This window comes from Bradyrhizobium sp. i1.15.2, assembly GCF_040548425.1.
GTDB classification, from domain to species: domain Bacteria; phylum Pseudomonadota; class Alphaproteobacteria; order Rhizobiales; family Xanthobacteraceae; genus Bradyrhizobium; species Bradyrhizobium canariense.
Genome location: NZ_JBEPRQ010000021.1, coordinates 106228 through 130501, shown reverse-complemented (window position 1 = coordinate 130501; position 24274 = coordinate 106228). Strand labels below are relative to the sequence as shown.

The 24274-nt window shown below is 64.1% G+C and carries 22 protein-coding genes, 1 tRNA gene and 1 pseudogene; 13 read left to right on the top strand and 11 right to left on the bottom strand.

The window, feature by feature from the left end; genetic code table 11:
- Both ABIB80_RS29105 and ABIB80_RS29100 read right to left on the bottom strand, forming a co-directional pair.
- On the bottom strand, nt 1–744 hold a 744-nt coding region (locus tag ABIB80_RS29105; protein WP_354128859.1), incomplete at its 3' end, for an Hpt domain-containing protein.
- Nucleotides 745–1168: 424 nt separating this feature from the next.
- Nucleotides 1169–1650 (bottom strand): annotated as a pseudogene (locus ABIB80_RS29100) (response regulator).
- Nucleotides 1651–2328: 678 nt separating this feature from the next.
- Here ABIB80_RS29100 and ABIB80_RS29095 point away from each other — a divergent pair.
- The 3 genes from ABIB80_RS29095 (at nt 2329) to ABIB80_RS29085 (ending at nt 3933) form a co-directional block, all read left to right on the top strand.
- Nucleotides 2329–3027, top strand: a complete 699-nt coding sequence (locus tag ABIB80_RS29095; protein ID WP_198288260.1) for a Crp/Fnr family transcriptional regulator — start codon at nt 2329–2331, stop codon at nt 3025–3027.
- 156 nt (nt 3028–3183) lie between these two features.
- Nucleotides 3184–3561 carry an Hpt domain-containing protein gene (locus ABIB80_RS29090; RefSeq protein WP_035995376.1) on the top strand — a complete coding sequence of 126 codons (378 nt, stop codon included), beginning with the start codon at nt 3184–3186 and terminating at the stop codon, nt 3559–3561.
- 123 nt (nt 3562–3684) lie between these two features.
- On the top strand, nt 3685–3933 hold the full coding sequence (locus ABIB80_RS29085; protein WP_007598946.1) for a hypothetical protein: 249 nt from the start codon (nt 3685–3687) through the stop codon (nt 3931–3933).
- Between the two features lie 83 nt (nt 3934–4016).
- On the opposite strand, the gene ABIB80_RS29080 is transcribed toward ABIB80_RS29085, so the two are convergent.
- Nucleotides 4017–4628 carry a LuxR C-terminal-related transcriptional regulator gene (locus ABIB80_RS29080; protein WP_007598945.1) on the bottom strand — a complete coding sequence of 204 codons (612 nt, stop codon included), beginning with the start codon at nt 4626–4628 and terminating at the stop codon, nt 4017–4019.
- A 340-nt stretch (nt 4629–4968) separates the two neighbouring features.
- Between ABIB80_RS29080 and ABIB80_RS29075 the strand changes: the two genes are divergently transcribed.
- Complete coding sequence (locus tag ABIB80_RS29075) at nt 4969–6132, top strand: hypothetical protein (protein WP_007598942.1); 1164 nt, start codon at nt 4969–4971, stop codon at nt 6130–6132.
- A gap of 545 nt (nt 6133–6677) precedes the next feature.
- Nucleotides 6678–7886 carry an EAL domain-containing response regulator gene (locus ABIB80_RS29070; RefSeq protein WP_007598940.1) on the top strand — a complete coding sequence of 403 codons (1209 nt, stop codon included), beginning with the start codon at nt 6678–6680 and terminating at the stop codon, nt 7884–7886.
- Between the two features lie 20 nt (nt 7887–7906).
- On the opposite strand, the gene ABIB80_RS29065 is transcribed toward ABIB80_RS29070, so the two are convergent.
- Nucleotides 7907–8761, bottom strand: coding sequence for an NAD(P)H-dependent oxidoreductase (locus tag ABIB80_RS29065; RefSeq protein ID WP_007598938.1), 855 nt, complete (start codon nt 8759–8761; stop codon nt 7907–7909).
- A 92-nt stretch (nt 8762–8853) separates the two neighbouring features.
- Between ABIB80_RS29065 and ABIB80_RS29060 the strand changes: the two genes are divergently transcribed.
- The gene (locus tag ABIB80_RS29060; RefSeq protein ID WP_007598937.1) at nt 8854–9789 is read left to right on the top strand and encodes a LysR family transcriptional regulator; all 936 of its coding nucleotides are present in this window, start codon (nt 8854–8856) and stop codon (nt 9787–9789) included.
- Between the two features lie 18 nt (nt 9790–9807).
- Here the strand turns inward: ABIB80_RS29060 and ABIB80_RS29055 are convergent, their stop codons facing one another.
- From ABIB80_RS29055 to ABIB80_RS29045, 3 genes are all read right to left on the bottom strand, one after another.
- Complete coding sequence (locus tag ABIB80_RS29055; RefSeq protein WP_007598935.1) at nt 9808–10668, bottom strand: DMT family transporter; 861 nt, start codon at nt 10666–10668, stop codon at nt 9808–9810.
- A gap of 182 nt (nt 10669–10850) precedes the next feature.
- Entirely contained in the window at nt 10851–11831 is a 981-nt protein-coding gene (locus ABIB80_RS29050) for a Bug family tripartite tricarboxylate transporter substrate binding protein (RefSeq protein WP_007598933.1), read from the bottom strand.
- A gap of 94 nt (nt 11832–11925) precedes the next feature.
- Nucleotides 11926–13566 (bottom strand): FAD-dependent oxidoreductase, encoded by a 1641-nt coding sequence (locus ABIB80_RS29045; protein WP_035995374.1) that lies wholly within the window; start codon nt 13564–13566, stop codon nt 11926–11928.
- A gap of 113 nt (nt 13567–13679) precedes the next feature.
- On the opposite strand from ABIB80_RS29045, the gene ABIB80_RS29040 reads away from it, so the two are divergent.
- A complete protein-coding gene (locus ABIB80_RS29040) occupies nt 13680–14591 on the top strand; it encodes a LysR family transcriptional regulator (protein ID WP_007598929.1) in 912 nt (303 codons plus the stop codon).
- 44 nt (nt 14592–14635) lie between these two features.
- Here the strand turns inward: ABIB80_RS29040 and ABIB80_RS29035 are convergent.
- Both ABIB80_RS29035 and ABIB80_RS29030 read right to left on the bottom strand, forming a co-directional pair.
- Nucleotides 14636–14725 (bottom strand) — tRNA-Ser (locus tag ABIB80_RS29035).
- Between the two features lie 490 nt (nt 14726–15215).
- Complete coding sequence (locus ABIB80_RS29030) at nt 15216–16364, bottom strand: ROK family protein (RefSeq protein WP_007598928.1); 1149 nt, start codon at nt 16362–16364, stop codon at nt 15216–15218.
- 334 nt (nt 16365–16698) lie between these two features.
- Between ABIB80_RS29030 and rplU the strand changes: the two genes are divergently transcribed.
- The 3 genes from rplU to ABIB80_RS29015 all read left to right on the top strand — a co-directional run bounded on the left by rplU (nt 16699) and on the right by ABIB80_RS29015 (nt 18201).
- Nucleotides 16699–17088: a 50S ribosomal protein L21 gene (gene rplU, locus ABIB80_RS29025; RefSeq protein WP_007598925.1), complete on the top strand. Its 390-nt coding sequence runs from the start codon at nt 16699–16701 to the stop codon at nt 17086–17088.
- A gap of 97 nt (nt 17089–17185) precedes the next feature.
- Entirely contained in the window at nt 17186–17455 is a 270-nt protein-coding gene (rpmA, locus tag ABIB80_RS29020) for a 50S ribosomal protein L27 (RefSeq protein ID WP_007598923.1), read from the top strand.
- A 152-nt stretch (nt 17456–17607) separates the two neighbouring features.
- Entirely contained in the window at nt 17608–18201 is a 594-nt protein-coding gene (locus tag ABIB80_RS29015) for a GNAT family N-acetyltransferase (protein WP_007598921.1), read from the top strand.
- Between the two features lie 169 nt (nt 18202–18370).
- Here the strand turns inward: ABIB80_RS29015 and ABIB80_RS29010 are convergent, their stop codons facing one another.
- Nucleotides 18371–19285 carry a DMT family transporter gene (locus ABIB80_RS29010; RefSeq protein ID WP_007598919.1) on the bottom strand — a complete coding sequence of 305 codons (915 nt, stop codon included), beginning with the start codon at nt 19283–19285 and terminating at the stop codon, nt 18371–18373.
- 273 nt (nt 19286–19558) lie between these two features.
- On the opposite strand from ABIB80_RS29010, the gene ABIB80_RS29005 reads away from it, so the two are divergent.
- The 3 genes from ABIB80_RS29005 (at nt 19559) to ABIB80_RS28995 (ending at nt 23137) form a co-directional block, all read left to right on the top strand.
- Nucleotides 19559–20038: a MaoC family dehydratase gene (locus ABIB80_RS29005; protein WP_007598918.1), complete on the top strand. Its 480-nt coding sequence runs from the start codon at nt 19559–19561 to the stop codon at nt 20036–20038.
- A gap of 202 nt (nt 20039–20240) precedes the next feature.
- A complete protein-coding gene (gene obgE, locus ABIB80_RS29000) occupies nt 20241–21281 on the top strand; it encodes a GTPase ObgE (RefSeq protein ID WP_219681802.1) in 1041 nt (346 codons plus the stop codon).
- A gap of 221 nt (nt 21282–21502) precedes the next feature.
- Nucleotides 21503–23137: an alkaline phosphatase family protein gene (locus ABIB80_RS28995; RefSeq protein WP_007598913.1), complete on the top strand. Its 1635-nt coding sequence runs from the start codon at nt 21503–21505 to the stop codon at nt 23135–23137.
- Between the two features lie 135 nt (nt 23138–23272).
- Here the strand turns inward: ABIB80_RS28995 and ABIB80_RS28990 are convergent, their stop codons facing one another.
- The gene (locus tag ABIB80_RS28990; RefSeq protein WP_354128858.1) at nt 23273–24238 is read right to left on the bottom strand and encodes a Bug family tripartite tricarboxylate transporter substrate binding protein; all 966 of its coding nucleotides are present in this window, start codon (nt 24236–24238) and stop codon (nt 23273–23275) included.
- Between the last annotated feature and the right edge of the window lie 36 nt (nt 24239–24274).

Genomic DNA, 24274 nt, shown 5'->3' with positions numbered 1-24274 from the left:
GACGCGGATCGACTGGTTGGCGATGCTGGCGCCCTCGCCGGCGCCCTCGTCGGCGATCGACTTCTTCGGCGCGGCCTTGTCCTTGGGCGCCTTGGTCTCTTTGGCGACAGGCGCCGGAGCTTCAGCGGCGGGTGCGGGCTCAGCCTTGACCTCAACCTTGGCAACCGGGGCCGGGACTTCGATCGGGGTTTCGCGGAAGGCGCGCTCGAGCTCGTCGAGCGACACTTCGCCCGGACGCAGCGGGCGCTCCAGGCTCGGGTCGGCCAGCATGCCGGAGGTCGGCGCGGCTTCAACGGCGACAGGCGCTTCCGGCACCAGCGGCGGCGCTTCAGCCACGGGAGCAGCAGCACCCGCCGCCATGGCCGCCATGCCCTGCTCGACCATCGCTTCCAGCTTGTCGATGAGATCGCGGTCGGTGCCCTCGGGCTCGGCTTCGGTCGCCTCGAGGCCTGACAGGATTTCCTTGATGCGGTCGATCGAGGCCAGGATCACCGTCACCGCGCCGGCCGTCACCGGCATGCCGTCACGGAATTTGCTCATCAGCGTCTCGCCGGCATGCGCCAGCGCTTCCAGACGCGGCAATCCGAGGAAGCCGCACGTGCCCTTGATGGTGTGGACCAGCCGGAAGATGTTATCCAGGATCTTGGCGTTGTTCGGCTCCTGCTCGAACTTCACCAGCTGATTGTCCACGGTGTCCAGGCTCTCGCTGGTTTCCGTCAAAAACTCCCGCAACAGATCATCCATGAGCTACGCCTTACTGACCTGGATCTGGACCTCGACACCCGAGCCGCGCTGGCATGAACGGAAGTCCCCACCTTGGATCGTTAGACATCCCCTTTCACGGTCCCGTTAATTTCATCCTCCGTGCTAATACGGATATTGAAGACAAGTTTGCCGTTCGACTGCAGGCGACAGCGTTTTTCGGCAAAACCGGCCCCACGCCGCAACCGCGAGACGCGTTAGGTGAACGTGCCGATAACAGCGGGACCAGGCGCGCGGGAAAGCCCTGCTCGTGAAGGACGATATGCGCGGTCTTCGCGGAATTGTATCGAGCCGCCTGCAAGCCGCGGCAGTCTCGCCACGTTCGCTTGGTGCTTTGCCGGGATACGCAAGACCCGCATTTGCGGTAAACGAACCGTTACCCGTGTCCACTGCGGCCGGTGCCGCGCTAACCCAGGCGCGCGGCCGAGGCAAGGTCGCCGTGGGGACGGTGCTCCGCCAGGCAATCGTTGATGGCGGCGAGCAGCGCGTGCGGCGTGAACGGCTTGCGCAGACAGCGCGCCGCACCGAGCTCCAGCGCCATCCGGAGGAAATCGGGGGCAGGCGAATTCAGATTTGCGAACGCGTAGCCGGACATCGCGATCAGCGGAACGGCTGGCGCCCGCTCGTGGAAGATCCTGACCGATTCGAACCCGCGCTTGTGCGGCATGAAAATATCGATGATCATCAGATCGAACTGCTCGTGTTCGAGCGCGCGAAGTCCGGCTTCCCCCCTTCGGCGATCGTCACCCGAAAATCGTTGCGCTGGAGATAGACCTCGATGGCCATGCAGACCATCGGGTCGTCGTCGACGACGAGAATATGGCGCAGACTTTCTGTCCCCGTTTGAGCTTCCCGATTCGGCGATTCAATAATTGAACCGTGGCGCACGCCTTTCTCCTTTGCTCGAGAAATGAACTGTTGAGAATGTCGTTGCCGGCGCGAGGAAGACGATGGACGCGGAATCTGCGGCCACGCGGCGCCAAGGTTCAAAACAATGTTTGAGAATTGCAGGCACTCGTCCGACCAACGAGGGTGCACGGGTCGACCGGCGTCCGATGGCAGCGCGGATGCAATGCTTCCGGCTCATGAAGGCCCCTTGCCGCTTTTACCTGCGCAACCCCTCGCAGATCGGTCCGCCGGCTCATCAGCGAATCAGCGTGCCATTCTCATTTCGGCCGCAAATGCACCAGCCTGTCTGCCCCCAACGGGTATACGCAGAGCGACACAACCATTATAATAAGGTTTTGCTGCCGCACAACCGGATGACGAACAGGAACATGGCGGCGATCACTTCGAAACGCGCCGGATCAACCATGACCGCGACCACCCTCCGAATGGATGCTCCAGTCGACGATCTGGATCTGCTGGGTTCCCAAATCGGTATCGTGGAAATGGTCAGGGAATCTGTCTTGGCGAGGGCGACGTGCAGCGGCGATCACCGGTCGGACAACTTGTCCCAATTGCCTATATATCCCGACGGGAAGATGATGGAACTTGCGCGGACGGCAAGCAGTTTCGCGTGCTGCGGCCCGCGGGTCCGAGAGACGGGAGGCTACTTTGGAAACGATGGTGCGTTCCTCCAACGGTTTCCTGTCCGCGCTGTCGGCAGACGATTATGAATTGATCCGCCCGCACCTGCGTACGGGCGATCTGCCGCATGACGCGGTGCTGGTCGAGACCGGCGAAACGCTCAAGCGCGCCTACTTTCCTCATCGCGGCGTCATCTCGTTGGTGGTCGAGCTCGCCAGGGGCGAGCACGTGCAAGTCGCCATGATCGGCCGCGACAGCCTGCTCGGAACGCTCTCGACCATGGGCGATTCCTGCGCGCTGAACACGGCCATCGTGCTGGTTCCCGGCTCCGCCTCGATGATGGACCTCGACCGGCTGCGCATCGCGGCCGACCAGAGCGGCACCCTGCGGACGCTGCTCACGCGTCACGGGCTCGCGGTCTACGCGCAGGTGCAGCAGACCGCGGGCTGCAACGCCGCCCATCCGGTGGAGGCACGGCTGTCGCGCTGCCTGCTGCACACCCATGACCTCTCCGGCGATTTCCGGCTGCTGCTGACCCAGGAGGCGATGGCGCAGATGATCGGTGCTCGGCGCAACAGCGTGTCGCTGGTCGCCAATACCTTGCAGCAGGCGAATTTCATTCACTACAGCCGCGGACACATCCAGATCCTCAACCTGGACGGCCTGCGCCAGACGGCGTGCGAATGCTACGCCACCGTGAAGGCGCAGTATGACCGGCTGCTCGGCCCACGCTGACGGTGCCGCGGCGTGGTAAACCGGCCGCTAATTCCGGCCCGCAAACACGGATTGTCCTGCTACCGGAACTGAAATCCGGATGCCGTAGACATGGACGTGACGCGCGCGCCTGTACGGGCCAGCGGCAAACCAACCGTGATCAAGGCAGGCCAAACCATGTTCGAAGTCACCGTCGCGCCTGCGCAGACAGCGCTTGATGCCGAGCCTGCGCGCGAGCCGGGCGCGTACCAGGCGCTGGTGCGCGAGATCGGCGAGGACGGTGCTTGCGAAGTGCGCGACGTGTTCTGGAGCGAGACCTGTGCGCGCCTGCAATTGTTCCGCACGCTCTCGCTCGCGCAGCACCACGGCAGGATCGCGCGCGAAGCGCATTCGCTGAAGAGCGCGGCCGGAACGTTCGGCTATGTCAGGCTCGCGGTGCTGGCGCTGCGGCTGGAGAAGACCGCGGAGAGGCTCGGCGACGCCGGATTTCGCGACCTCCTGGACCTGATGGACGCGGCCTATGCCGCCGGGCGCGCGCAGGAGCCGGAGGGCTGACGCGCGCGCTCGAAAACGCCGTAACCACTCACACGTGCATGCCCGCCGTACTTCTACGGCTTGGGATTTTCACAGATGGCTAATCATAGGCAGCGATAGTCGCCGGAAACCAGGAGGGTTTCCATGTTCACCTACGAGACCGCGGACCAGAAAGAAGTTCGTCGCTTCCGCATCGCACAGTTCAACGGCCGGATGGCGACGGTGGCCGCTGGCGAGGCGACGGTGACGGGCTTCGTGCGTTCGGTGCTGGAGCAGGAATCGAGCATGCCGCCCCGCTGGACCATCACGATCATTCCCAACGTGCCGAAGGAAGAGCTCAAGCCGCTGCGGCCCTCGTCGCGCGCGCGTCCCTTCGCCGAAGATTATTTCTGAGCACGATCGGAGCCGCGGGTCTTTCTCGAGAGATGTCTCACGCTTGGCCCTCGCCGCTGGCGGGCGGCCCGAGGCAAGAGCCTTCAGTCGATCGAATGCAGCAGCGCCGCACGGACGAGGTCCGCCGTGTTGCGCGCACCGAGCTTCCGCATCGCCTCGGCGCGATGGCTCTCGAAGGTGCGCGGGCTGATCTGCATCCGAAGCGCACCCTGCTTGTTCGAATATCCCTCGCTGATCAGCCTCAGCACCTCGCCCTCGCGCTTGGTCAGCCGCTTCTGGCCTGACAGGCCGAGGATCTCGCCGCTCGACACCCGCTGCGGCTGTGGCGCGCGCGTGAGCTTCGGTTCGGCCTCCGCGGTCGGCAGACCAGCCGTGGGAGAACCGGCAAGCTGTTTGACGAGGCCACAAACCCGCTCGGTCTGCACCAGCGCATTCTCCACGACCCGCTGCAAATAGGCACGGTCGCCCGTCACCGGCGCGAGCTGATCGCTGTGATGCTTGATCTCGCCCATGTAGAGCAGGAGCGCCGTGAGGGGACCGTTGAGCTCGCGGGCGATGGCGGCGGCCATTTCGTCGGCCGCCTTGGCGCGGGCGGCGTTCAGGCGGACGACATCGAGCTCTTCAGTTGGAGCAGCGTTGCTGTCGTACCATTCCGACGGCCGCGAATCAGTGGCCGTATCATTCTGTGACCCCATGTCACTCGTTTAGCGGAACCCAACGCGATCTGTGGTTAACTTTTTGCTCCGTAAGACTACGGTGAATTTGGCAGTTTTGTGCCGAAACCCCGACACAGGCACACTTTATGCTTGAGTAGCAACGTCCCTCAACATTCTTAGGTTGCTGAACCTGCCCAAATGGTAGGCGGGTCAACGGAAGCCTTCTTAACGATCCGACCCGCGCCGATTACCTGAGGCCCCGGATTTTACGGATATATTAACGGCGGCTTGCTTCTCTATGTCACAATTGAGAGCGCGCAAATGCCTCCATGCATGGGGCCGATAGGCCTGCTGGAATCGTTGCGGAAGATTGCGTGCAATGAACGAGATCGACCAGCTATCGAACTTCTTGCAGAAGCTGACGCCGCTGTCGCGCAGCTGCCTGCTCAGCGAGCTTGAACGGCTGGAGCTGTGCGGCATCGACATGCCGGGCTCGTCCGACCTCCAATCCCGGTTACGGGCCGAATTTCGCAAGGACGGATCGAGCCAGGCGCGCGCCACCAGTCCTTCGCGCCATTTCTTTGCGCCGCTCGAGCTGCTCCTGATCGACGGCGCGCCCGAGCATGCCAATATGGGGCGGATCTCACGCAACACCCTCACCCCGATCTGGGAATGGATCTGCCGCGACCTGCTGCCGACCATGGCGCGCGACTACATCAAGGCGATCAACGACCAGGTCGCCGCCAACAACCAGAAGGAAGTGCTGAAGATCGCATCGACCTTCCAGACCAAGGTCGTCAAGGTTCTCGAGAGCACCCTGGCCTCAGCGGAGAGCACCGAGTTCGCGCGCGGCAAGCTCGCGCAATATACGGCGTCGCGCACCGCCTTCGACGACGTGAAGAAGATGCAGCACGTGCTGCGCGCCGGCGCTGCGCTGCCGAAATTCAACGAAAAGCTGCCCGAGAAGATCGCGAAATTCGACGACGGCCTGGTCGATCAGATCACCGCACGATTGGACGCCTTCAAGAAGGCCCATCCCGAGGCGCTGCCGTTCGCACTGACGCTGGTGGCGAGGCGGCTGAAGACGTTCTGGCAACTGGTGCGCCTTGCCACCAAGGCCGCCGCGAGCAAGAGCGCCGCCGATGTCGCCGCCACGCGCTATGCCTGCGTCGTTCACATGGTGCTCGACCAGCTCGACGACAGGCGCCTCGCCTTGCGCATCGCGCTCCGGCACAACCGGGTGCTGATCGCACGCGACCTGCTCGCCGAGATCTACGACACCGAATATGCGCTCAAGGTGCGGATCGACGGCATCGAGCATTGCGAATGGGGCATTCGGCTCCAGCAATTGATGGACGCGATCGCGGCGCTGGTGGCCGCCGAGGTGAGCCGCTTCCCCTCCAATGTCGGCCACATTCTCGGCTCGCGCCGGCTGCGCAGCCACGATACGCTCGGTAGAAAGCTGTCTTATCTGGCCTGGAAGGGACGCGATGCGATCGAGGACGGCGCGGCCGCGTTGCGCAAGCTGATCGGCCAAACCTGATCCCTCGCTAATGCGCGCGCGGCAGGCACAGGAAGCGATCGAGAAATCGCCCTGACAGCACGAACCTGAACCACCAATACATTATTCGCCGCGACGTCATTGCTGCGATCCTCGACAGCCCACCACCGGCTGCCCAGAGCAATAGCGCACGTGCAGCAATCCGCTTGTGATGTGCTTCACACGGGCGCCAGCGCGCACCGACGCATTGTCGCAGAACCGTCACGAGCGAACCGGGAAAAATGCGCGCATCGCGCGCAATTGAGGCACGCCATTATTCAATTGGGCGAGGCGCGCGCGGCTTGGTCCAATTGCAGGACAGTGCGCGTGCATGCAGCCTTACTGCGCGTCGCGGAATCTCCAGTGATTGCCGCAACCCTGCGCCCGATGCGCGGGCAGACGTAAAAACTTCTCGAACAAGACGCAGACAATTTTAGACGTGATGGGTGCTTTAACGTTACCCAGATAATTCGACAATCGACTGAAGCCTTCCATATTTGAAACTGCTCACGTCGCTAACACACCGGCACGGAACGGGAGTGCTTGCGATGAACGACGAAATTGTAGAACTCGCCGAACGAAGGCCGAAGACCTTCGGACGGCGAAAGATGAAGCCGCGCGCCTGCGTGGCCGACGGCAAGCGCCATCTGCGCGCGTTTCTCGCGGAAGTTCTGGAGGATCTCGGCTTCGTCACCACCGAATGCGCCAGCGCCGAGGAGCTGCAGAGCGTGCTGACGAGCGGATTGCCCGACCTGATCCTGCTCGGCATCGCTGCCGACGGCATCGAGCCCGGAAAATTTCTGGAGACGCTGGTGCGCGAGGCCTTTGACGGAAAGGTTCTGACGGTGGGCGCCCGCGAGTCGATCATCGTCAGGGCGGTGCAGCAGGTCGGCGAGGAATACGGCCTCAAGATGCTGCCGCCGCTGACCACGCCCTTTGCCGCGGAGACGCTGCGCGACCGCGTCGCGATGCTGTTGCCGGAGGAGCCGGCGCCGAGCCCGGCCGTGCATGTCGGCGAGGCCCTGCACGCCGGCTGGCTCGAGCTCTGGTACCAGCCCAAGATCGACGCGCGCACGCTGATCCGCAATAGCGCAGAGGCGTTGGTGCGGATGCGGCATCCGACCTGGGGCGTGGTGCCGCCGGCCTATTTCATCCCCGAAGAGCACGACCCGAATCTGCGCGACCTCTCCGAATTCGTGATCGAGCGCGCCATGCAGGACTGGCACTATCTGCTGGAGCAGCAGAGCCCGGTCGATCTCGCGATCAATCTGCCGGCGTCCTATCTGAAGGAGCCGCAAGCCGTGGGCGATCTCTGCCGCCGCATGCCGACGCATCCGGCGTTCGGCGGGCTCACGATCGAGATCGACAGCGAGGAGGCGATCCGCGACCTCGATCTCCTGGTCGAGGTCGCCCGCGAACTGCGTCTGCACAATATCGGCCTGTCGATCGACAATCTCGGCGCCAACTGGCCGTCGCTGATGGATCTCGGAAAAATTCCGTTCATCAAGCTGAAGGCCGACCGGCACTTCGTCACCGGCAGCGGCACTGATCGCCTCAAGCGCACGGTGTGCCGCCACATCGTCGAGCTTTCACATGGCTACGGCGTGCACGCCGTCGCCGAGGGCGTCGAGAGCCGCGCCGACCTCGTCGCCGCCAACGAGCTCGGCTTCGACCTCGTGCAGGGTTTTCTGTTCGGCAAGCCGATGCCGCTGAAGAAGTTTGCGCGGAGCACGCTGACCCGGACGGTGATGGGGTGATATCGTTCGCGGGCGACGGATTAGGCTATCGCCGCGCAACCATCCGTCGTCGAGCGCATGGAGCTCGCCTCACCATTCGGGCTGCGTGCCTCGGCCTGCTCGACGTGAAGCGCGAATCCGGTCGCGCCGGAATGCTCGAGCCCCGCGCGGAGCTGCATGCTCGGAATCAGGTAATCGCCGCCATTCTGGCGTCGGTAAGGAATCGGCGATGTCGTCGCAAGCGTTCGCATCCTCTCGCGCAACCGTTCGGCAGTCGCCTGGAAACCCGCTTCGTCGAGTTTGTCGGCCTTGTAGACAACGAACGGCGGAAGCACGTCATATCCCGGATAATAGAGGATGCCGTGATTGATCGGGAACAGCAGGTCGTCGATCGGCCCGTTGATCCCGCGCGCCGAATAATGCTCCTGCCAGCCGCCGGCGGTCACGATCAGCATCGCGCGTTTGCCCGCTAGCCTGCCTTCGCCGTAACGGTCGCCCCACCGCTTGTCGCTGTGCTCGCCGACGCCATACGCGAAACCGTAGGCGAACACGCGGTCGACCCAGCCCTTGAGGATGGCCGGCATGCTGAACCACCACAGCGGGAATTGCAGGATCAGAACGTCCGCCCACAGCAGCTTCTCGATCTCGGCCTTGACGTCCGCGGTGAGCGTGCCCGACTCGAACGCCTGCTTGGAGGCGGCGGCCGGCGCCAGCCGCGCGTCCGGCGGCAGCAGCGGAAAGTCGGCGCGGCCGATTTCGGATGTCCAGCCCTGGGCGTAAAGGTCTGACATCCGCACCTCGTGTCCCTGGGCCTCGAGTTCTCTGACGGCGATATCGCGGAGCGAGCCATTGAGGGAGCGCGGTTCGGGATGAGCGAAGACGATCAACACTTTCATGATCAGCACCTTGGTTGACGATTGCGAGCAGCAGGTAGCGCCTCCGACTGCAATCCGGTAGTTGTCGCCAATGGATAGGATCCTGCCGAAATATGGATAGATCGGACATTACGCTCGAACGCATGCGCAGCTTCGTGCGGGTCGCCGAGCGCGGAAGCCTGTCCGCGGTCGCGCGCGAGCTTGGCCTCGGCCAGTCGACAGTGACGCGGCATCTTCGGGAACTGGAGCAGGCCGTCGGCGTGCCGCTGCTCACGCGGACCACACGCAGCGTGACGATGACGGAGGAAGGACGCCGCTACTACGCCGACTGCGTGCAGATCCTGCGCCTGGTCGAACTCGCCGGCGACGAGGCGCGCAGCACACGCGGTGCGCCTGCCGGAACCGTGCGCGTCTCCTGCACCGCGGCCTTCGGCGTGCTCCACGTCAGTCGTTTGGTTTTCGCGTTCCAGGACCGCTATCCCGACGTGGCGGTTGATCTCAGCCTGACCGACGAGCGGATCGACCTTGTGCGGGAAGGTGTCGATATCGCCCTGCGTCTGGGGCCGCTCACCGACAGCTCGATGAAGCTCAGGCTGCTGGGTCAGTCGCGTCGGGTGCTTGTGGCCGCACCGGACTATCTGGCTTCGCGCGGCAGGCCCACGCGCCCGCAGGATCTCGCCAGCCACGAGGGTATCAGGATGTCGAACATCGCCGGCAGCGACGTGCTCGTGCTGCACGGGCGCCGCGGCGGCCGCCATGCGGTCCCGTTCGCAGGGCGGCTGCGGGTGGATCACGGGCTGGCCGCACGGGAGGCGCTCGCGGCCGGTCGTGGCATTGCGCCGGCCCATCTTTGGCTCGTCGACGACCTTCTTGCATCCGGCCAACTCGAGCGCGTGCTTCAAGACTACGCGCCGCCTTCCGTTCCGTTCAACATGCTGATCGTCCCGGAGCGGTCCGGCATCGCGCGGGTACGGCTGCTGATCGATTTTCTCGCCGAGGGAATCGCGCGGCTGCCGGGGATTGAAAAGGCGCAACCGGGCAAGAGGTGAGGCCGCGTCAATCCGGCCTCAGGCAAACCGCCGCGCGAAGAAGACGCAGGCGACCACCAGCGCGGTCGCCACGATCATGCTCCAGGCGACCGGTTCGTGCAGAAGCCAGCCTGCAAGCGCGAGACCGAAGAACGGCTGGAGCTGCTGCAACTGGCCGACACGGGCGATGCCGCCGATCGCGAGCCCGCGGTACCAGAAGATGAAGCCGACGAACATGCTGAAGACCGAGACATAGGCGAGCCCGATCCAGGCGGGCACATCGATGCCGCTCCATGTCGACGGCCAGGTTAGAATCGCGACCGGCAGCATCAGCGGCAGCGACAGCAGCAGCGCCCAGGAGATCACCTGCCAGCCGCCGAGCCGGCGCGACAGCGCGGCGCCTTCGGCATAGCCGAGCCCGCACAGCACGATCGCCGCGACCATCAGGAGATCGCCGGCGAGCGATGCGGTGCCGTCGTTGGAGAGGGCAAAGCCCGCGACGGTGGCGCTGCCCAGAATTGCGAACAGCCAGAACATCGGCTGCGGCCGCTCGCCGCCGCGCAGCACGCCGAAGATCGCGGTCGACAGCGGCAAGAGCCCGATGAAGACGATCGAATGCGCCGAGGTGATGTGCTGGAGCGCGAGCGCCGTCAGCAAGGGAAAACCGACCACGACGCCGATGGCGACGATCGCGAGCGAGACGAGATCCTTGCGCTGCGGCCGCGCCTGACGGAGCAGGCCGAGCACGGCCACACCGATCAGCGCCGCGATGACCGCGCGCACCGAGGTCAGAAACAGCGCGGAAAACCCGCCGACCGCCACCCGCGTCGCCGGCAGCGAGCCGCTGAAGATGATGACGCCAAGAAGCCCGTTGCTCCAGCCGGTGGCGGAAGAGTGCATGTCTGTCTCGTGTGTGGGGTGGTGGTCCGATCTGGAGGTGCCAGCCGGGGTGGCGTGACGATTACCATTAAGCCTTCCGGGGTCGGACAACAAAAAAGCGCGAAAACAACCCCATGCACAGTAGACGGGGACTGCAAGATCAATGGCTTACGCGGGGGCGGAATCGTCTGACTGGGCGACACTTAATTCGCCTTGATGCCCGCTTCACTGATTAGCTTGCCCCATTTCGCACTTTCGCTTTGGATGAAACGGCTGAACTGCTCGGGCGAGGTCGGTGCAGGCTCTGCGCCAAGCGTCCGGATCTTCTCGACCACCGACGGATCCTTCAGGGCTTTTCCGAAAGCTTCGTTCAACCGGCCGACGATATCGGCTGGCGTGCCGGCCGGAGCAACCAGCCCGAACCAGCCGACGGATTCGAAACCCGCAATACCGCTCTCGGCGAGTGTCGGCACATCGGGCAAGGACGACAGACGCTGCGCAGACGACACACCGATGGCGTTGAGCTTGCCTTCGAGGATCAGTTGCCTCGATGCGGGGATATCCAGTACCGCGAAGGGGACATGGCCTGCGAGAACGTCGACCGTCGCCGGTGCGGTCCCGCGATAGGGGACCAGCTCCATGGCGATCCCGGTCTTCTGCGTGAACAGTGCTGCGGTCAAGTGCATGGCCGTCGAATTGCCGCCATGCCCGATCGACAACGCGCCCGGCTTGGCCTTGGCAAGCGCGATCGCCTCCGCCGTCGTGTGCGCCGGCACGTCCGCCGAGGCGACGAGCACGAAGGGAATTTTCGCGAGCAGGGTGATCGGCGCAAGATCCTTCGGATCGAACGGCATCGACGAATTGAGGTGCGGATTGACCGTCAGGCTGCCTGCCGGCGCGACGCCGAGCGTATAGCCATCAGGCTTGGCCTGTGCCACGGCAGCCATGCCGATGTTGCCTCCAGCACCCGCGCGGTTCTCGATCACGAGACCCTGCTTGAGCTCGGCGGTGACCAGCGGTTCGAGCGCGCGGATGACGGTATCGGCGCTGCCGCCGGGCGGAAAGGTCACGATGATCTTGATCAATTGCTCGGGATAGGCCGCTCGGCCCGCCTCCAGCGGCAGCACGGCGAAACTCGCGGCCGTCAGCACGGCCAAAATGCGGCGGCTTGCAACGTGAAACACGTTTCCCTCCCCGGTACGTTCTTGTTTGTGAACCACGCCTTGGTGAACCACCTCCCGGCGGACTTCGCCGCGAGACCGTCGGCTTCAAATCGCCTTACGCCGAAGCGCCGATGATGCGCGTCAGCAAGCCTTGTGGGTCCGCGGGCGCGGCCTGCCCGCGCCAGGCGATGTGCTGATCGGGCCGAGCCAGCACCAGCTTCTCGGCATACGCGCCGTTCGCTTCGTCCGGCGCGATGTCGAGCAGCGCGAGCGGAATGCCGCGCTGCTCTGCGGCAGACTTCAATAGCGCCACATCGATCGCCGGATCGAACCGCAGCAAAGTGTAGCCGGCGCCGAAGGCATCGTAGAGCGATCGTCCGTCCCGCAGAAACAGGTGCGGCGCGCGAGCGCCGGGCACGGTGGAGGGCGTGAAGCTGCCCATCGCGTAGGCCGGCGGCGTCTCGCCGTCATAGGCAATGATCGGCGAGGCATCGTAATAGTAGCCGAAGTTCAATCCGGCACAGCAATATTGCTGCACGTTGAGATCGTAGGCCGCCTTGGCCAGCGCTGCACGCGCGGCGTGGCCGCGCGGCGTGTCGTCCTCGATCTCCGCGGAGACGCCGCCACGCTGCGCCATCATCTTCATCGCATGGTCCATGGCAAAGCGCGACACCTGTTCGGTGATGGGCTGACGCTCCGCCTCGTAGGCATCGAGGATCGAAGCCGGCGCCCACCCGTTCAGATGCGCCGCCACCTGCCAGCACAGGTCGACGGCGTCCGCAATGCCCGCATTCATGCCGTAGCCCGCATACGGCATCCACAGATGCGCGGCGTCGCCGCAGATGAAGACCCTGCGGTCGCGGAAGCGATCGGCGACAAGTCGACGCCCGACCCAGTCCTCCTTGCTGAGGACGCGGTATTCGAAGCGCTCGTCGACGCCGAGAATGGCGCGGATCGCCCAGTCCCGATCGACCGAATCAAATTCGGGCTCGTCTGGCTTCAGGTGATTGTGGATCAGCCAGCGGTCACGACCGTCGATCGCGACCGTCGTGCCTGAACGTCGCGGGTTGAGCGAGAGCACCATCCAGGCCGGCTTGTGCGCGCCCATCAGCTCCTTGAGCTGCGGCGCTTCGATGAAGGTCGATTGCACGCGCTGGATCACCGGCGTGCCGGACAGGTTGGCACCGATCGATTTGCGAACCAGCGAACGGCTGCCATCGCAACCGATCACAAAGGAAGCCTCGATGCGGAGCGAGCTTCCGCTGTCGAGGTCGCGCGCCAATGCGACCACATGGTCGTCATTCTGCTCGATGTCCGTGATTTCCGTGCGCGCCAGAATGGTGATGCGCGACTGGGCGGCGGCATGGCTGAACAGGATCGGCTCGAGATAGACTTGGTTGATCCGGTGCGGCGGCTCCGGCGTCGGCCACCAGGTATCGGGGCCGCCGGTGGCATTGTAGCGGCGTGCGCGCGAGGGAATGTCGATGCGACACAGCTCGATGCCGGTCGCCGTGGTCCGGTAGGAGCAGTCGTTCGGGAAATCTGCGGGCAGGCCTGCGTCGCGCAGCTTTGCGGCGACGCCGAGCCGGCGGAAGATCTCCATCGAACGCGCCGAGACGTGATTGCATTTGACGCTGGGCGGATCGCCGGCATGGCGGATCTCCGCGACCACGACGTCGATCCCACGGGAAGCCAGATCCATCGCCGCGGTCAATCCGATGGGCCCGGCGCCCACCACCAGCACCTGTGTCCTCATGTTCGTTTCCAATCCCTTGGCGATCGCGGCTTCACCGTCCACGGGATGCATTTTATTGCATGCTCGCTTATGTGATAAGCCGGAAAGAACTCATCAATTCATGAGCTTTGCCTATGAACGTCACCTTGCGGCAATTGCAGGCCTTCACCGGCGTGTACCGCACGCGCAGCATCACGCGGGCCGCGCGCGAGCTGGGGATCACGCAATCGGCGGCGAGCCTGTTGATCCAGCAGCTCGAAGCGCAGCTCGGCGTCAAACTGTTCGATCGCTCCACGCGTTCGGTGCAGCCGACGCTGGCCGCTGACGAGGCAGTTCATGTCGCCGAACGGATGCTGGGCGATGCGCTGGGCCTGTCGCGGCGCATGCGCGACCTGGCGCAAGCGCGCGCCGGCCGGGTCGCGTTTCTCGCCTCAGCCGGTACCGCATCGGCGCTGCTGCCCTCGGTGCTCGCAAAATTCCGGGCAGGCTATCCCGACATCGAAATCGACATGCGCGACGTCGCCGCCGACGATCTCGTTCCGCGTCTGATCGCGACGGATGCGGAGTTCGCGATCGGCAGTGTCGAGGGAGAATTCGCGGAGCTCACGATCGAGACGCTGACCCGCGGCCGCCTGAGCGCGATCGGCCGCCGCACCGCCGACTTCGCGGCACGGCGCTCGCTGACATGGGACGAGTTGGCTCAGATGCCGACGATCGCGATGCGGGGCGAGACGCGGATTCGCATGCAGATCGATCAGGCGCTGGGCACCCAGGGCAAGCACCTCAACCCAACCTATGAAGTGACGCTGATCAACACCGCGCTCGCCATGACGGCGCAGGGCCTCGGCCTCGCGATCCTTCCTGCGACGATGCTGCCGGCAGATCAATTTCCGACTCTGATCGCAAAGCCGCTGATACGCCCCGCCATTACCCGCCCGGTGTCGCTGCTGCAGCGCCAGGGTCGGACGTTGTCCCCGGCCGCGCAGGCGTTTGTGGCGACGGCGCGGACGGTGCTGGCGGAGCGAGGGCCCGCAAGATCGGACTGATCTGCCGCGCTTTCTGGAAGCCGTTTTATTGTGGCGGATGATATTGGCGGAGAGGGAGGGATTCGAACCCCCGATAGGCTTGCACCTATGCCGCATTTCGAGTGCGGTGCATTCGACCACTCTGCCACCTCTCCTGAAGGCGCCAAGTAAGGAGCAGGGCCCCTGTGGTTCGGGCGTTAATAGGCGAGGATGGCGGGCCAGACAAGGCTGGGAGCGCGAAAATCCGCTGCCTGTTTCGGCCCGGGCGCCCCTTCCCGGCACGAACGCGAGGGAAAGGCGGCCCCATTGCCGGTTTGACGCGTATTTGTCGGGCGCGAGGTGGAGTCCAATTCGCGACCCCAATGCGGAGACACCCTCTCCCCCCGCCCTCCCCCGCACGCGGGGGAGGGAGCGCACCATCGGTTGGGGCAGGCACTGAGATTCATCGCATGTTCGAAAAAAGGGGTGGGACCGCCAGACGCGGTAAACACTGGCGGTCCCGTGCCGCTCATTGAAATACTGGCTGGGAAGGGCGGCTTCGCCGGCCAGGTGAGGCGACGGTTCCACCGTAGCGTGTAACCCGTGCACCGCAACGCAATCCGTTTCTTAACCTAACCAGACAAGGTTACTCCTTGTCATTCTTTGTCATTCTTTGCCTTTTTTCTTCCCGTTCTCCGTGGAGTCCCGGTCTTTGCCATTATCTTTGCCGTTACCTTTGCCTTGGCCGTTGTCCTTGCGGCGATTGGTGAAGCGGGCATTGCCGAGGCCGGTGCCGATGGTGAGCACGCCCCAGCGATCGACGTCCTGCATGAACGGCACCTCGGAGAGGCCCTGAACCACGCCGTCATTGTGCATCAGGATCGCGGTATCGTGCTCGCCGATGGAAGGGATGCCCTCGAGCAGGCTCGCCGGCAGGTTGAACTTGCTGCTCTCCCAATTGCCCGGCAGGTTCTGCGCGCCTTTCTCGATCGAGCCGTCCGCGTTGATCACGCCGGGACAGGCAATGCCGATGAACGGCGCCAGCTTGTAGCCTTCCTTCTCGGCCTCGGTGATCAGCCCCTTCAGCATCTTGGTGAGCCGCTTCACCGCGCCTTCGCGCGTCGGCTCGTCGTCGGCATGGCGCCACAGCTCGGACTTCACGACCTTGGCTTTCGACAGGTCTTTTGCCTTTTTCCAGCTGGTCTCCACCAGGCCGCAGCGGATGTTGGTGCCGCCGATATCGACGGCGAGGATGCTGTCATGGGCCTCGAAGATCCAGGACGGCGCCAGATGCAGCGCGCCGATCAGGCCGGCTTCGTCGGGGTGATGGCGGATCGGCATCATGTCGATCTTGAAGTCCTCGGATTTGAGGATGATCTCCGCGCGCGCGATCGCGAGCTCGCCCAGCCGGGAATCGCGGAAACCGCCGCCGACCACGATGCGCTCGGTCTTGGCCCAGGCCTTGGACTTGAGGAAACGGCGGGTGACATAGGCGAGCTCCTGGGCAAAGTCCTCGATCGCGCTGTGCACCAGCGCGGAGGCCTCGGTGTCGTCGCCGACCAGGATGGCGTCCAGCGTCTTCTTGCTGATCTCATCCGACGGCTCCTTGCCGAAAGGGTCCTCGCCGGTCTTGCGCAGCGGCTTGCGCCAGCGATCGAGGATCTCGCGAAACGCGCCCTTGCTGGCGCGGTCGCCGAGAAACCCGTCCTCGTCCTTCATCTCGATGTTGAAGCTGTCGATGTCCACCGACGGCAACCGCTCCGCGCCGTGGGTGGCGATGCCCGTCGTCGTCTTGACCAGCTCGTCCGTTGCCATGGTAAGCCCCTTGCCCGTCTGACTGAATTCGCGGGGACAACGGCGGGGGAACCTGTTGGTTGCCGCGCGGGCCGAAATTCGCCTGCGGGGCCGGATCGGGCCCAAATGCTTCAAATCCGGGCCGTTTTCGCCGGCTTTTCCTTGACTCCGTGCTGTCAGCGGCTATAAATCCCGCAACCGGCGCGGGGCGTTTCTCGCGCCGCTTGTTTTTGCGTGGGTTTTCAAAGGGATAACTCCCGCCCGCACGAAACTCGCATAAACCCATAACGACTGACAAAAAGCCGGCCCCGACGATATGTCGCGAGGCCGGGAATGAACACGAAGGAAAACAACGATGTTCGCAGTCATCAAAACCGGCGGCCGGCAGTACCGCGTCGTTCCGGATGATGTCCTGGAAGTAGGCAAGATCGAAGGCGAAGTCGGCTCGATCGTGCAGCTCAATGAAGTTCTCCTGGTCGGCGGCGACACGCCGATCCTGGGTCTGCCCACGGTCGCAGGCGCCTCCGTTGCGGTCGAGGTGCTCGACCACAAGCGCGGTCCCAAGGTCATCGCTTTCAAGAAGCGCCGCCGCAAGAACTCGCGCCGCAAGCGCGGCTATCGCGACGAGATCACGGTGCTGCGCATCTCGGAGATCCTGACGGACGGCGCCAAGCCCACCAAGGGGCCGCGTCCGAAGCGGGAAAAGGTCGTCAAGGAAACGACCACCGAAGAGGCCGCCGCATAATTTGATCACGCGCCATAACGAATTGATGCGTGAGAAATTGTGAAATGATTCCGTCAAGGAATTGATCTAGACATACGTAGAATTTCGGAGACGAGCCATGGCTCACAAAAAAGCAGGCGGTTCATCGCGCAACGGTCGCGATTCCAAGGGCAAGCGCCTCGGTATCAAGGCGTTCGGCGGGGAAGTTGTGATTCCCGGCAACATCATTGCGCGTCAGCGCGGCACCACCTGGCATCCCGGCCTTAATGTCGGCATGGGCACGGACCACACCTTGTTCGCCAAGGTCGAGGGTCGCGTAACGTTCCAGGCCAAAGCCAACGGCCGCACCTTCATCTCGGTGCTCCCGCTCGCAGAGGCGGCTGAATAGACGGTGGATCAAATTTGGAGTCCGCCGGGTCCCAGACCGAACCGGCGGAGTCCTTGAGATCCTAGAGATCGAAGGCTCCAGGGGAGGCGGGAAACCGGCCTCCCCTTTCGTTTGCGTGCTCATTTCACTGAGTGACTTCGACGGAGCCGGACATGTTGCAGGATTTTTCGAGCGTGACCTTGCGGGAGGCGAGACCGAGCGTCGTCGCCACCGAACGGCTGACCTTGCGGCGGCCGACCCTCGCCGACGTCAGGACCATCGCCCTCCTCGCCAACGACCGCCGTGTCGCCGAAAACACAAGGCGCCTCCCGCATCCCTATTTGCAGGACGACGCTATCGCCTTCGTCCGCGCCACCGCCGCGCCCGGCGGCGAGACGGTGTTCCTGATCGAGCATGACAACGGCCCCGTCGGCGTGGTCGGCATCGACCGCTCGACGCCCGACAATGCCGAGCTCGGCTATTGGCTCGGCGTCGAGCATTGGGGCCGGGGCTTTGCCACCGAGGCCGCGCGCGGCGCGATCGACTTCTTCTTCGAGGAGTTCGAGGACGATCATCTCTATGCAGGCGCGCGCGTCACCAACCCGGCCTCGCGCAACGTGCTGGAGAAGTGCGGCTTCCAGTGGAGCGGCGTCCAGCTGCATCGCTTCCTGGCGCTGGGCTCGTCCACGCCCGTCGACTGCTTCCGCCTGTCACGCAGTGTGTGGGCGTCGCTGAAGAGCTGGAGCAGTGCGCGGAGGGTGAGGTAGGCGGAAGCGCCTCAATCACAATCGTCGTCCTGGCGGAAGCCAGGACCCATTACCCCAGGGTGAAGTCGTGGCGCGGACGACCAACCACGAATCTTCATCAAACTCCTCCCTGGGGTAATGGGTCCTGGATCTGCGCTCCGCTTGTCCAGGACGACGCCGATGACTGTGATTACGCCGGCGGATTCACATCCGCGTCCCCACGCCCGAGATCGCGCTCACGCAAGTAAATATAGAATCCGGCGCCGATGATGATGGCGGCGCCGACGATGGTGGCGATTTCGGGCACGTCGCCGAACACGACGAAGCCGAAGATCACCGCCCAGACGATCATCGAATATTGATAGGGCACGACGACGCTGGCCGGCGCGAGCTTAAGCGAGCGGTTGACGCAGAACAGCGCCGTGACCGAGACGCATCCCGCCAGCGCGAAGATCACGAGGCTGCCCGGTGTCGGCGGCACCCAGTGGAACGCCGACAGCACCGCACCCAGCAAGAACGTGCCGACGAATTGCGACGACGCCATCACGATATCGGGCGTCTTGCGCAGGCTGCGCGTGATCAGCATCAGCGTGGCGAAGGAAAGACTGCCGCCAAGCGCGATCAGCGCCGGCAGGCTCACCGTCTGTGCCGACGGCCGCAGCGCGATCAGCACGCCGCAGAAGCCGATCAGGATCGCCGTCCAGCGCCGCCAGCCGACCTTCTCGCCGAGAAAGACCGCCGACATCGCGGTGACGAAAATGGGCCCGGCGAGATAATAGGTGATGACGTCGGCGAGCGGCAGGTAGACCGTCGCAAGGAAGAAGGCCGCCACTTCCAGCGTCGACAGCACGACGCGAAAGAGCTGGAGGCCCGGCCGCTCCAGCTGCAGGAACTGGTGACGCTGCCGCCAGACCAGCGGCGATAGCAGCAGCAGCGCTGCGCAGGCGCGCAGGAACAGCAGCTGCCCCACCGAATAAGTCCCGACCAGGAACTTGCCCATGGCGTCGCCGAACGAGAACATGAAGATCGACAGCACCATGAGTGCGATCCCGGCGAGGCGCGCCGAGCGTTCGTCATAGGCCGAGAGATTCTTGAAGAGGGGCATTGCTGTCGTTCGTGGAAACTCGTCATTGCGAGGAGCTCTTGCGACGAAGCAATCCAGACTGTTGCCACGGAGACAGTCTGGATTTGCTTCGCTTCGCTCGCAATGACGAGCGGAGAGAGCGTCGGAACGGCGACCGGAGTCGCTTGCGGTCGTTTTAATGACGTGAGCGCCCGCGACAAGCCCACGCAAGACGAATTGAACGGATTGCCGCACTCTTCGCGTCGCGGTAGCGATAGGCGACACCGAACGAAAGAGCCAGGAAAGAGCTTAGCCATGACCGACTTCGACCCGGCCCGGCATCGCATGATCCCCGCGCAACGCTGGTTTGAGGATTTCGTGGTCGGCGAACGCTTCGTGCTGCCGAGCCGCACGCAGACGACGGCCGTGTTCACGGCGTTCCAGACCGCGAGCGGCGACACCCATCCGGTGCATTACGACGTGGAGTATTGCCGCAGCCGCGGCATGCCGCATCTGCTCGCCCACGGTTTCCAGACGCTGATCCACACCGCCCCCGGCGCCGGCCTGTTTCCGTTCATGGTCGAGGACTCCCTGGTCGGCTTCCTCGAGCAATCGAGCCGGTTCCTCAAACCGGTGTTCGCCGACGACACAATCTATCCCGCGCTCGAGGTCATCGAGCTGGCGCCGGGACGCTCGACCGGCGCGGTGACGCTCAAAAGCACCGTGTTCAACCAGCGCAAGGAGCTGGTGCTGGAGGGCACGCAGAAATTCCTGATCCGGCGCCGGCCATCCTAACCGCATGAAGACCAGTCCACTGCCGGTCTTCGCCAAACGCCTCCCTGTGGTTATGGGTCCCGGATCTGCGCTTCGCTTGTCCGGGACGACACGTAGGGGCCGCCGGCCAGTTGGTTAAGCAAGGCCACAAATCGCCGGGTTTCGGCCGATTTGCGGGTCTATCCGGGTTGCCGCGCGGGACCGGCTGGCCTACCTATGGCCCATGAAATTCCTAGACGAAGCAAAGGTCTATATCCGCTCCGGCGACGGCGGAAACGGCTGCGTGGCGTTCCGCCGCGAAAAATTCATTGAATTCGGTGGCCCCTCCGGCGGCAATGGCGGCCGCGGCGGCAATGTCATCATCGAGGTCGCAGACGGCCTGAACACGCTGATCGACTATCGCTACCAGCAGCACTTCAAGGCCCAGAAGGGCGAGAACGGCTCGGGGTCGGACCGCCACGGCGCCAATGGCAAGTCGATCGTGCTGAAGGTCCCCCTCGGCACGCAGATCTTCGACGAAGATCGCGAGACCATGATCCACGATTTCACCACGGTCGGCGAAAAGTTCGTGCTGGCCGAAGGCGGCAATGGCGGCTTCGGCAACGCCCATTTCAAGACCTCGACCAACCGCGCGCCGCGCAATGCCAATCCCGGCCAGCCCGGCGAGGAGCGCTGGATCTGGCTGCGGCTGAAGCTGATCGCGGATGCCGGCCTCGTCGGCCTGCCCAATGCCGGCAAATCGACCTTCCTCGCCAAGGTCAGCGCGGCCAAGCCGAAGATCGCCGACTATCCCTTCACCACGCTGCATCCGCAGCTTGGCGTCGTGAATGCCGACGGCCGCGAATTCGTGCTGGCTGATATCCCCGGCCTGATCGAAGGCGCGCATGAAGGCGTCGGTCTCGGCGACCGCTTCCTCGCCCATGTCGAGCGCTGCCGCGTGCTGCTGCATCTCATCGACGCGACCTGCGAGCATGCCGGCAAGGCCTACAAGACGGTGCGAACCGAGCTTGACGCCTATGCCGGGCAGCTCACCGACAAGATCGAGATCGTCGCGCTGAACAAGATCGACGCGGTCGAGCCGGACGAGTTGAAGAAGCAGAAGGACCGGCTGAAGCGCGCCGCCAAAAAGACCCCGCTGCTGCTCTCCGCCGCCACCGGCGATGGCGTGCAGGAAGCGTTGCGCGCTCTAGCGGATGTGATCGGCGAGAGCCCGGTCTCGGCGAAAGCCAAGAGCGCGGCCGAAGCGGAGCCTTGGTCGGTTTGAACAATCCGGCTTGAAGACCCTCATGGTGAGGAGCGCGGAACGCGCGTCTCGAACCATCAAGGCCCGGCTCTCGCCCGTGGCCATCCTTCGAGACGCCCGCTTGTCGCGGGCTCCTCAGGATGAGGTTCGTTGCTTGTGACGCAGCGGAATGGGACCCCCTGCTTGTCTTCGCGCCCTCGATAGCGCAGCATCGGCCAATCAAGAAACGGCAGGGATGATTCATGGCGCGCGCGAAGAACGTTCTCTGGATCATGTGCGACCAGCTTCGCTATGACTATCTCGGCTGCACCGGCCACCCCACGCTGAAGACACCGAACATCGACGCCATGGCGAAGCGCGGCGTGCTGTTCAGCAAGGCCTATGTGCAGTCGCCGATCTGCGGCCCGTCGCGCATGTCGTTCTACACCGGGCGCTACATGCGTTCGCACGGCTCGCACTGGAACGGCTGGCCGTTGCGCGTCGGCGAGCCCACCCTCGGCGATCACCTCAACAAGCTCGGCGTGCGCAACGTGCTGGTCGGCAAGACCCACATGGCGCCCGATCTCGAAGGCATGAAGGCGCTCGGCATCCCGCCGGAATCGATGATCGGCGTGCACGTCGCCGAATGCGGGTTCGAGCCCTATGAGCGCGACGACGGCCTGCATCCCACGGGGCGGCCGCGCCCGAAATACGACGAGTATCTGCGCCAGCAGGGCTTTGATGCGCCCAATCCCTGGGAACATTGGGCCAATTCAGGCGCGGCCGAGGACGGTTCGCTCCAGAACGGCTGGCTGCTCGTGCATGCCGACAAGGCCGCGCGCGTGCCGGACGAGCATTCCGAGACGCCCTACATGACGCGGCGCGCGATGGACTTCATCAGCGAGGCCGAGACCGACGGCAGGCCGTGGTGCCTGCATCTGTCCTACATCAAGCCGCACTGGCCCTACATCGCGCCCGAACCTTACGCCAGCATGTATTCGACATCGGACATGATCCCGGTGATCCGCTCCGAGCGCGAGCGCCAGAACCCGCATCCGGTGTTCGGCGCCTATATGGACATGCGCTACTCCCGCAACATGGCGCGCGACGATGCCCGCGAGAAGGTGATCCCGACCTATATGGGCCTGATCACCCAGATCGACGACCAGATGGGCGTGCTGATGAAATTCCTGGAGGAGCGCGATCTGCTGGACACCACCATGATCGTGTTCACCTCCGATCACGGCGATTATCTCGGCGATCACTGGATGGGCGAGAAGGATCTGTTCCACGAGCAGTCGGCAAAGATCCCGCTCATCATCATCGATCCCTCGAAGGAGGCGGATGCGACGCGCGGCACGCGCAACGATGCGCTGGTCGAAGCCATCGATCTCGCGCCGACCTTCGTGGATTATTTCGGCGGCAAGGTGCCGGGCCATATCCTCGAGGGACGCTCGCTGCTGCCGCTGATGCGCGGCGAGAGCCCGCCCGATTGGCGCAAGGTGGCGTTCTCCGAATACGACTATGTCATGCAGGACGTGCGGCTGAAGCTGAACCAGCCGATCGAACGCTGCCGCCTGTTCATGGTGTTCGACGGCCGCTGGAAATACATCCACGCGTCAGGCTTCCGCCCGATGCTGTATGACCTCGAAACCGATCCGGAAGAGTTTCTGGATCGCGGCGACGATCCAGAGTGCGCCGGCATCATCGCACGACTGCAAGCCGAATTGTTCGACTGGGCGCTGCATCCCAACGACCACATCACAACACCGCGCGAGAAGATCGCGGCCTATGCCGACAACCAGCTCCAGGTGAAGGGCGGGATTTTGATCGGCATCTGGGACGAAGCGGAGCTGGCGTCGATCAAGGACGGCATCGCGCAACGCGCGAAGCTCTAAGACCCTCATGGTGAGGAGGCGCGAAACGCCGTCTCGAACCATGCAGGCCGCGCTGTGGCAGTCGGGCCTTTCATCCTTCGAGACGCGCGCAAGAGCGCGCTCCTCAGGATGAGGGAACAGAGTGAGGCGCCTGGGTCAATTCTCGATCTTGTATCCCGTCGCCTTCACGATCGGTTGCCAGAACGCCGTGTTGGCGGCGAGCTCCTTGGCCAGACCTTCCGCGCTGCTGCCGACCGGAATCAGCCCGATCGCGGTCAGCTTTTCCTTCACCTCGGGCTTGGCGAGCGCGGCGCTTGCGGCTGCGCCGAGCTTGCTCGCGAATTCCGGCGGGCTGCCGGCGGGAAGCCACATGCCGTACCAGGCGTCGGCGACGAGATCGATGCCGCTCTCCTTCAAGGTCGGTACCTCCAAGGCAAACGGCGAACGTTCGGCGCTCGCGACCGCGATGATCTTCACGCCCTTGGCGCGATGCTGCGGCAGCGCATCGGCCAAAGTGACGATGCCGAAGGAGATGTGACCGCCGATGATGTCGTTGAGGATGGGCGCACTGCCGCGATAGGGCACGCGCGTCATGGGAATGCCGAGGTCCTTCTCGAGCTTGGAGCCCATGAAATGCGGGATGGTGCCGTTGCTCGGCACACCGAACGATGCCTTGTCCGGATGCGCCTTCAGCCAGGCGACGAATCCCTTGAAATCCGCGGCATCGATCGTCGGACTGATCACGACGGCGAACTCAAACCGCGCCAGCAGCGAGACCGGGACGAAATCTCTTGCGGTGTCGAAGCTCGGGGTCGTCTCCACCATCGGCAGCAGGTACATCGTGGGCCCGGTGGTCACCAGCACCATACTGCCGTCGGGGCTGCCCCCTTTCACCGCCTTGATGCCGATCAGGCCGTCTCCGCCGGTGCGGTTCTCGACCACGATGGTCCGCTGCAGCGCCGGCGCCATCTCCTGCGCGATCAGCCGGCACAGCGTGTCGCCGCCCGCGCCCGCCGCGAACGGGAAGATCATTTTTGTCAGCCCGGTCTGTGCTTGCGAACCGCCCACCTGCGCCAACAACGGCAACCCGAGGCATCCGGCGATGAAGTTGCGGCGATCCATTGGCTTCCTCTTTGAGCCCATTATGGTTGGCGACAA

What these genes read in the sequence shown, in the direction of transcription:
- ABIB80_RS29010 (WP_007598919.1), bottom strand. Translation starts at nt 19,285, where the DNA reads ATGCCCCTCTTCAAGAATCTCTCGGCCTATGACGAACGCTCGGCGCGC.
- ABIB80_RS29005 (WP_007598918.1), top strand. Translation starts at nt 19,559, where the DNA reads ATGACCGACTTCGACCCGGCCCGGCATCGCATGATCCCCGCGCAACGC.
- ABIB80_RS29070 (WP_007598940.1), top strand. Translation starts at nt 6,678, where the DNA reads ATGAACGACGAAATTGTAGAACTCGCCGAACGAAGGCCGAAGACCTTC.
- ABIB80_RS29040 (WP_007598929.1), top strand. Translation starts at nt 13,680, where the DNA reads ATGAACGTCACCTTGCGGCAATTGCAGGCCTTCACCGGCGTGTACCGC.
- ABIB80_RS29060 (WP_007598937.1), top strand. Translation starts at nt 8,854, where the DNA reads ATGGATAGATCGGACATTACGCTCGAACGCATGCGCAGCTTCGTGCGG.
- obgE (WP_219681802.1), top strand. Translation starts at nt 20,241, where the DNA reads ATGAAATTCCTAGACGAAGCAAAGGTCTATATCCGCTCCGGCGACGGC.
- ABIB80_RS28990 (WP_354128858.1), bottom strand. Translation starts at nt 24,238, where the DNA reads ATGGATCGCCGCAACTTCATCGCCGGATGCCTCGGGTTGCCGTTGTTG.
- ABIB80_RS29090 (WP_035995376.1), top strand. Translation starts at nt 3,184, where the DNA reads ATGTTCGAAGTCACCGTCGCGCCTGCGCAGACAGCGCTTGATGCCGAG.
- rplU (WP_007598925.1), top strand. Translation starts at nt 16,699, where the DNA reads ATGTTCGCAGTCATCAAAACCGGCGGCCGGCAGTACCGCGTCGTTCCG.
- rpmA (WP_007598923.1), top strand. Translation starts at nt 17,186, where the DNA reads ATGGCTCACAAAAAAGCAGGCGGTTCATCGCGCAACGGTCGCGATTCC.
- ABIB80_RS29065 (WP_007598938.1), bottom strand. Translation starts at nt 8,761, where the DNA reads ATGAAAGTGTTGATCGTCTTCGCTCATCCCGAACCGCGCTCCCTCAAT.
- ABIB80_RS29055 (WP_007598935.1), bottom strand. Translation starts at nt 10,668, where the DNA reads ATGCACTCTTCCGCCACCGGCTGGAGCAACGGGCTTCTTGGCGTCATC.
- ABIB80_RS29030 (WP_007598928.1), bottom strand. Translation starts at nt 16,364, where the DNA reads ATGGCAACGGACGAGCTGGTCAAGACGACGACGGGCATCGCCACCCAC.
- ABIB80_RS29075 (WP_007598942.1), top strand. Translation starts at nt 4,969, where the DNA reads ATGAACGAGATCGACCAGCTATCGAACTTCTTGCAGAAGCTGACGCCG.
- ABIB80_RS29095 (WP_198288260.1), top strand. Translation starts at nt 2,329, where the DNA reads ATGGTGCGTTCCTCCAACGGTTTCCTGTCCGCGCTGTCGGCAGACGAT.
- ABIB80_RS29015 (WP_007598921.1), top strand. Translation starts at nt 17,608, where the DNA reads ATGTTGCAGGATTTTTCGAGCGTGACCTTGCGGGAGGCGAGACCGAGC.
- ABIB80_RS29045 (WP_035995374.1), bottom strand. Translation starts at nt 13,566, where the DNA reads ATGAGGACACAGGTGCTGGTGGTGGGCGCCGGGCCCATCGGATTGACC.
- ABIB80_RS29080 (WP_007598945.1), bottom strand. Translation starts at nt 4,628, where the DNA reads ATGGGGTCACAGAATGATACGGCCACTGATTCGCGGCCGTCGGAATGG.
- ABIB80_RS28995 (WP_007598913.1), top strand. Translation starts at nt 21,503, where the DNA reads ATGGCGCGCGCGAAGAACGTTCTCTGGATCATGTGCGACCAGCTTCGC.
- ABIB80_RS29085 (WP_007598946.1), top strand. Translation starts at nt 3,685, where the DNA reads ATGTTCACCTACGAGACCGCGGACCAGAAAGAAGTTCGTCGCTTCCGC.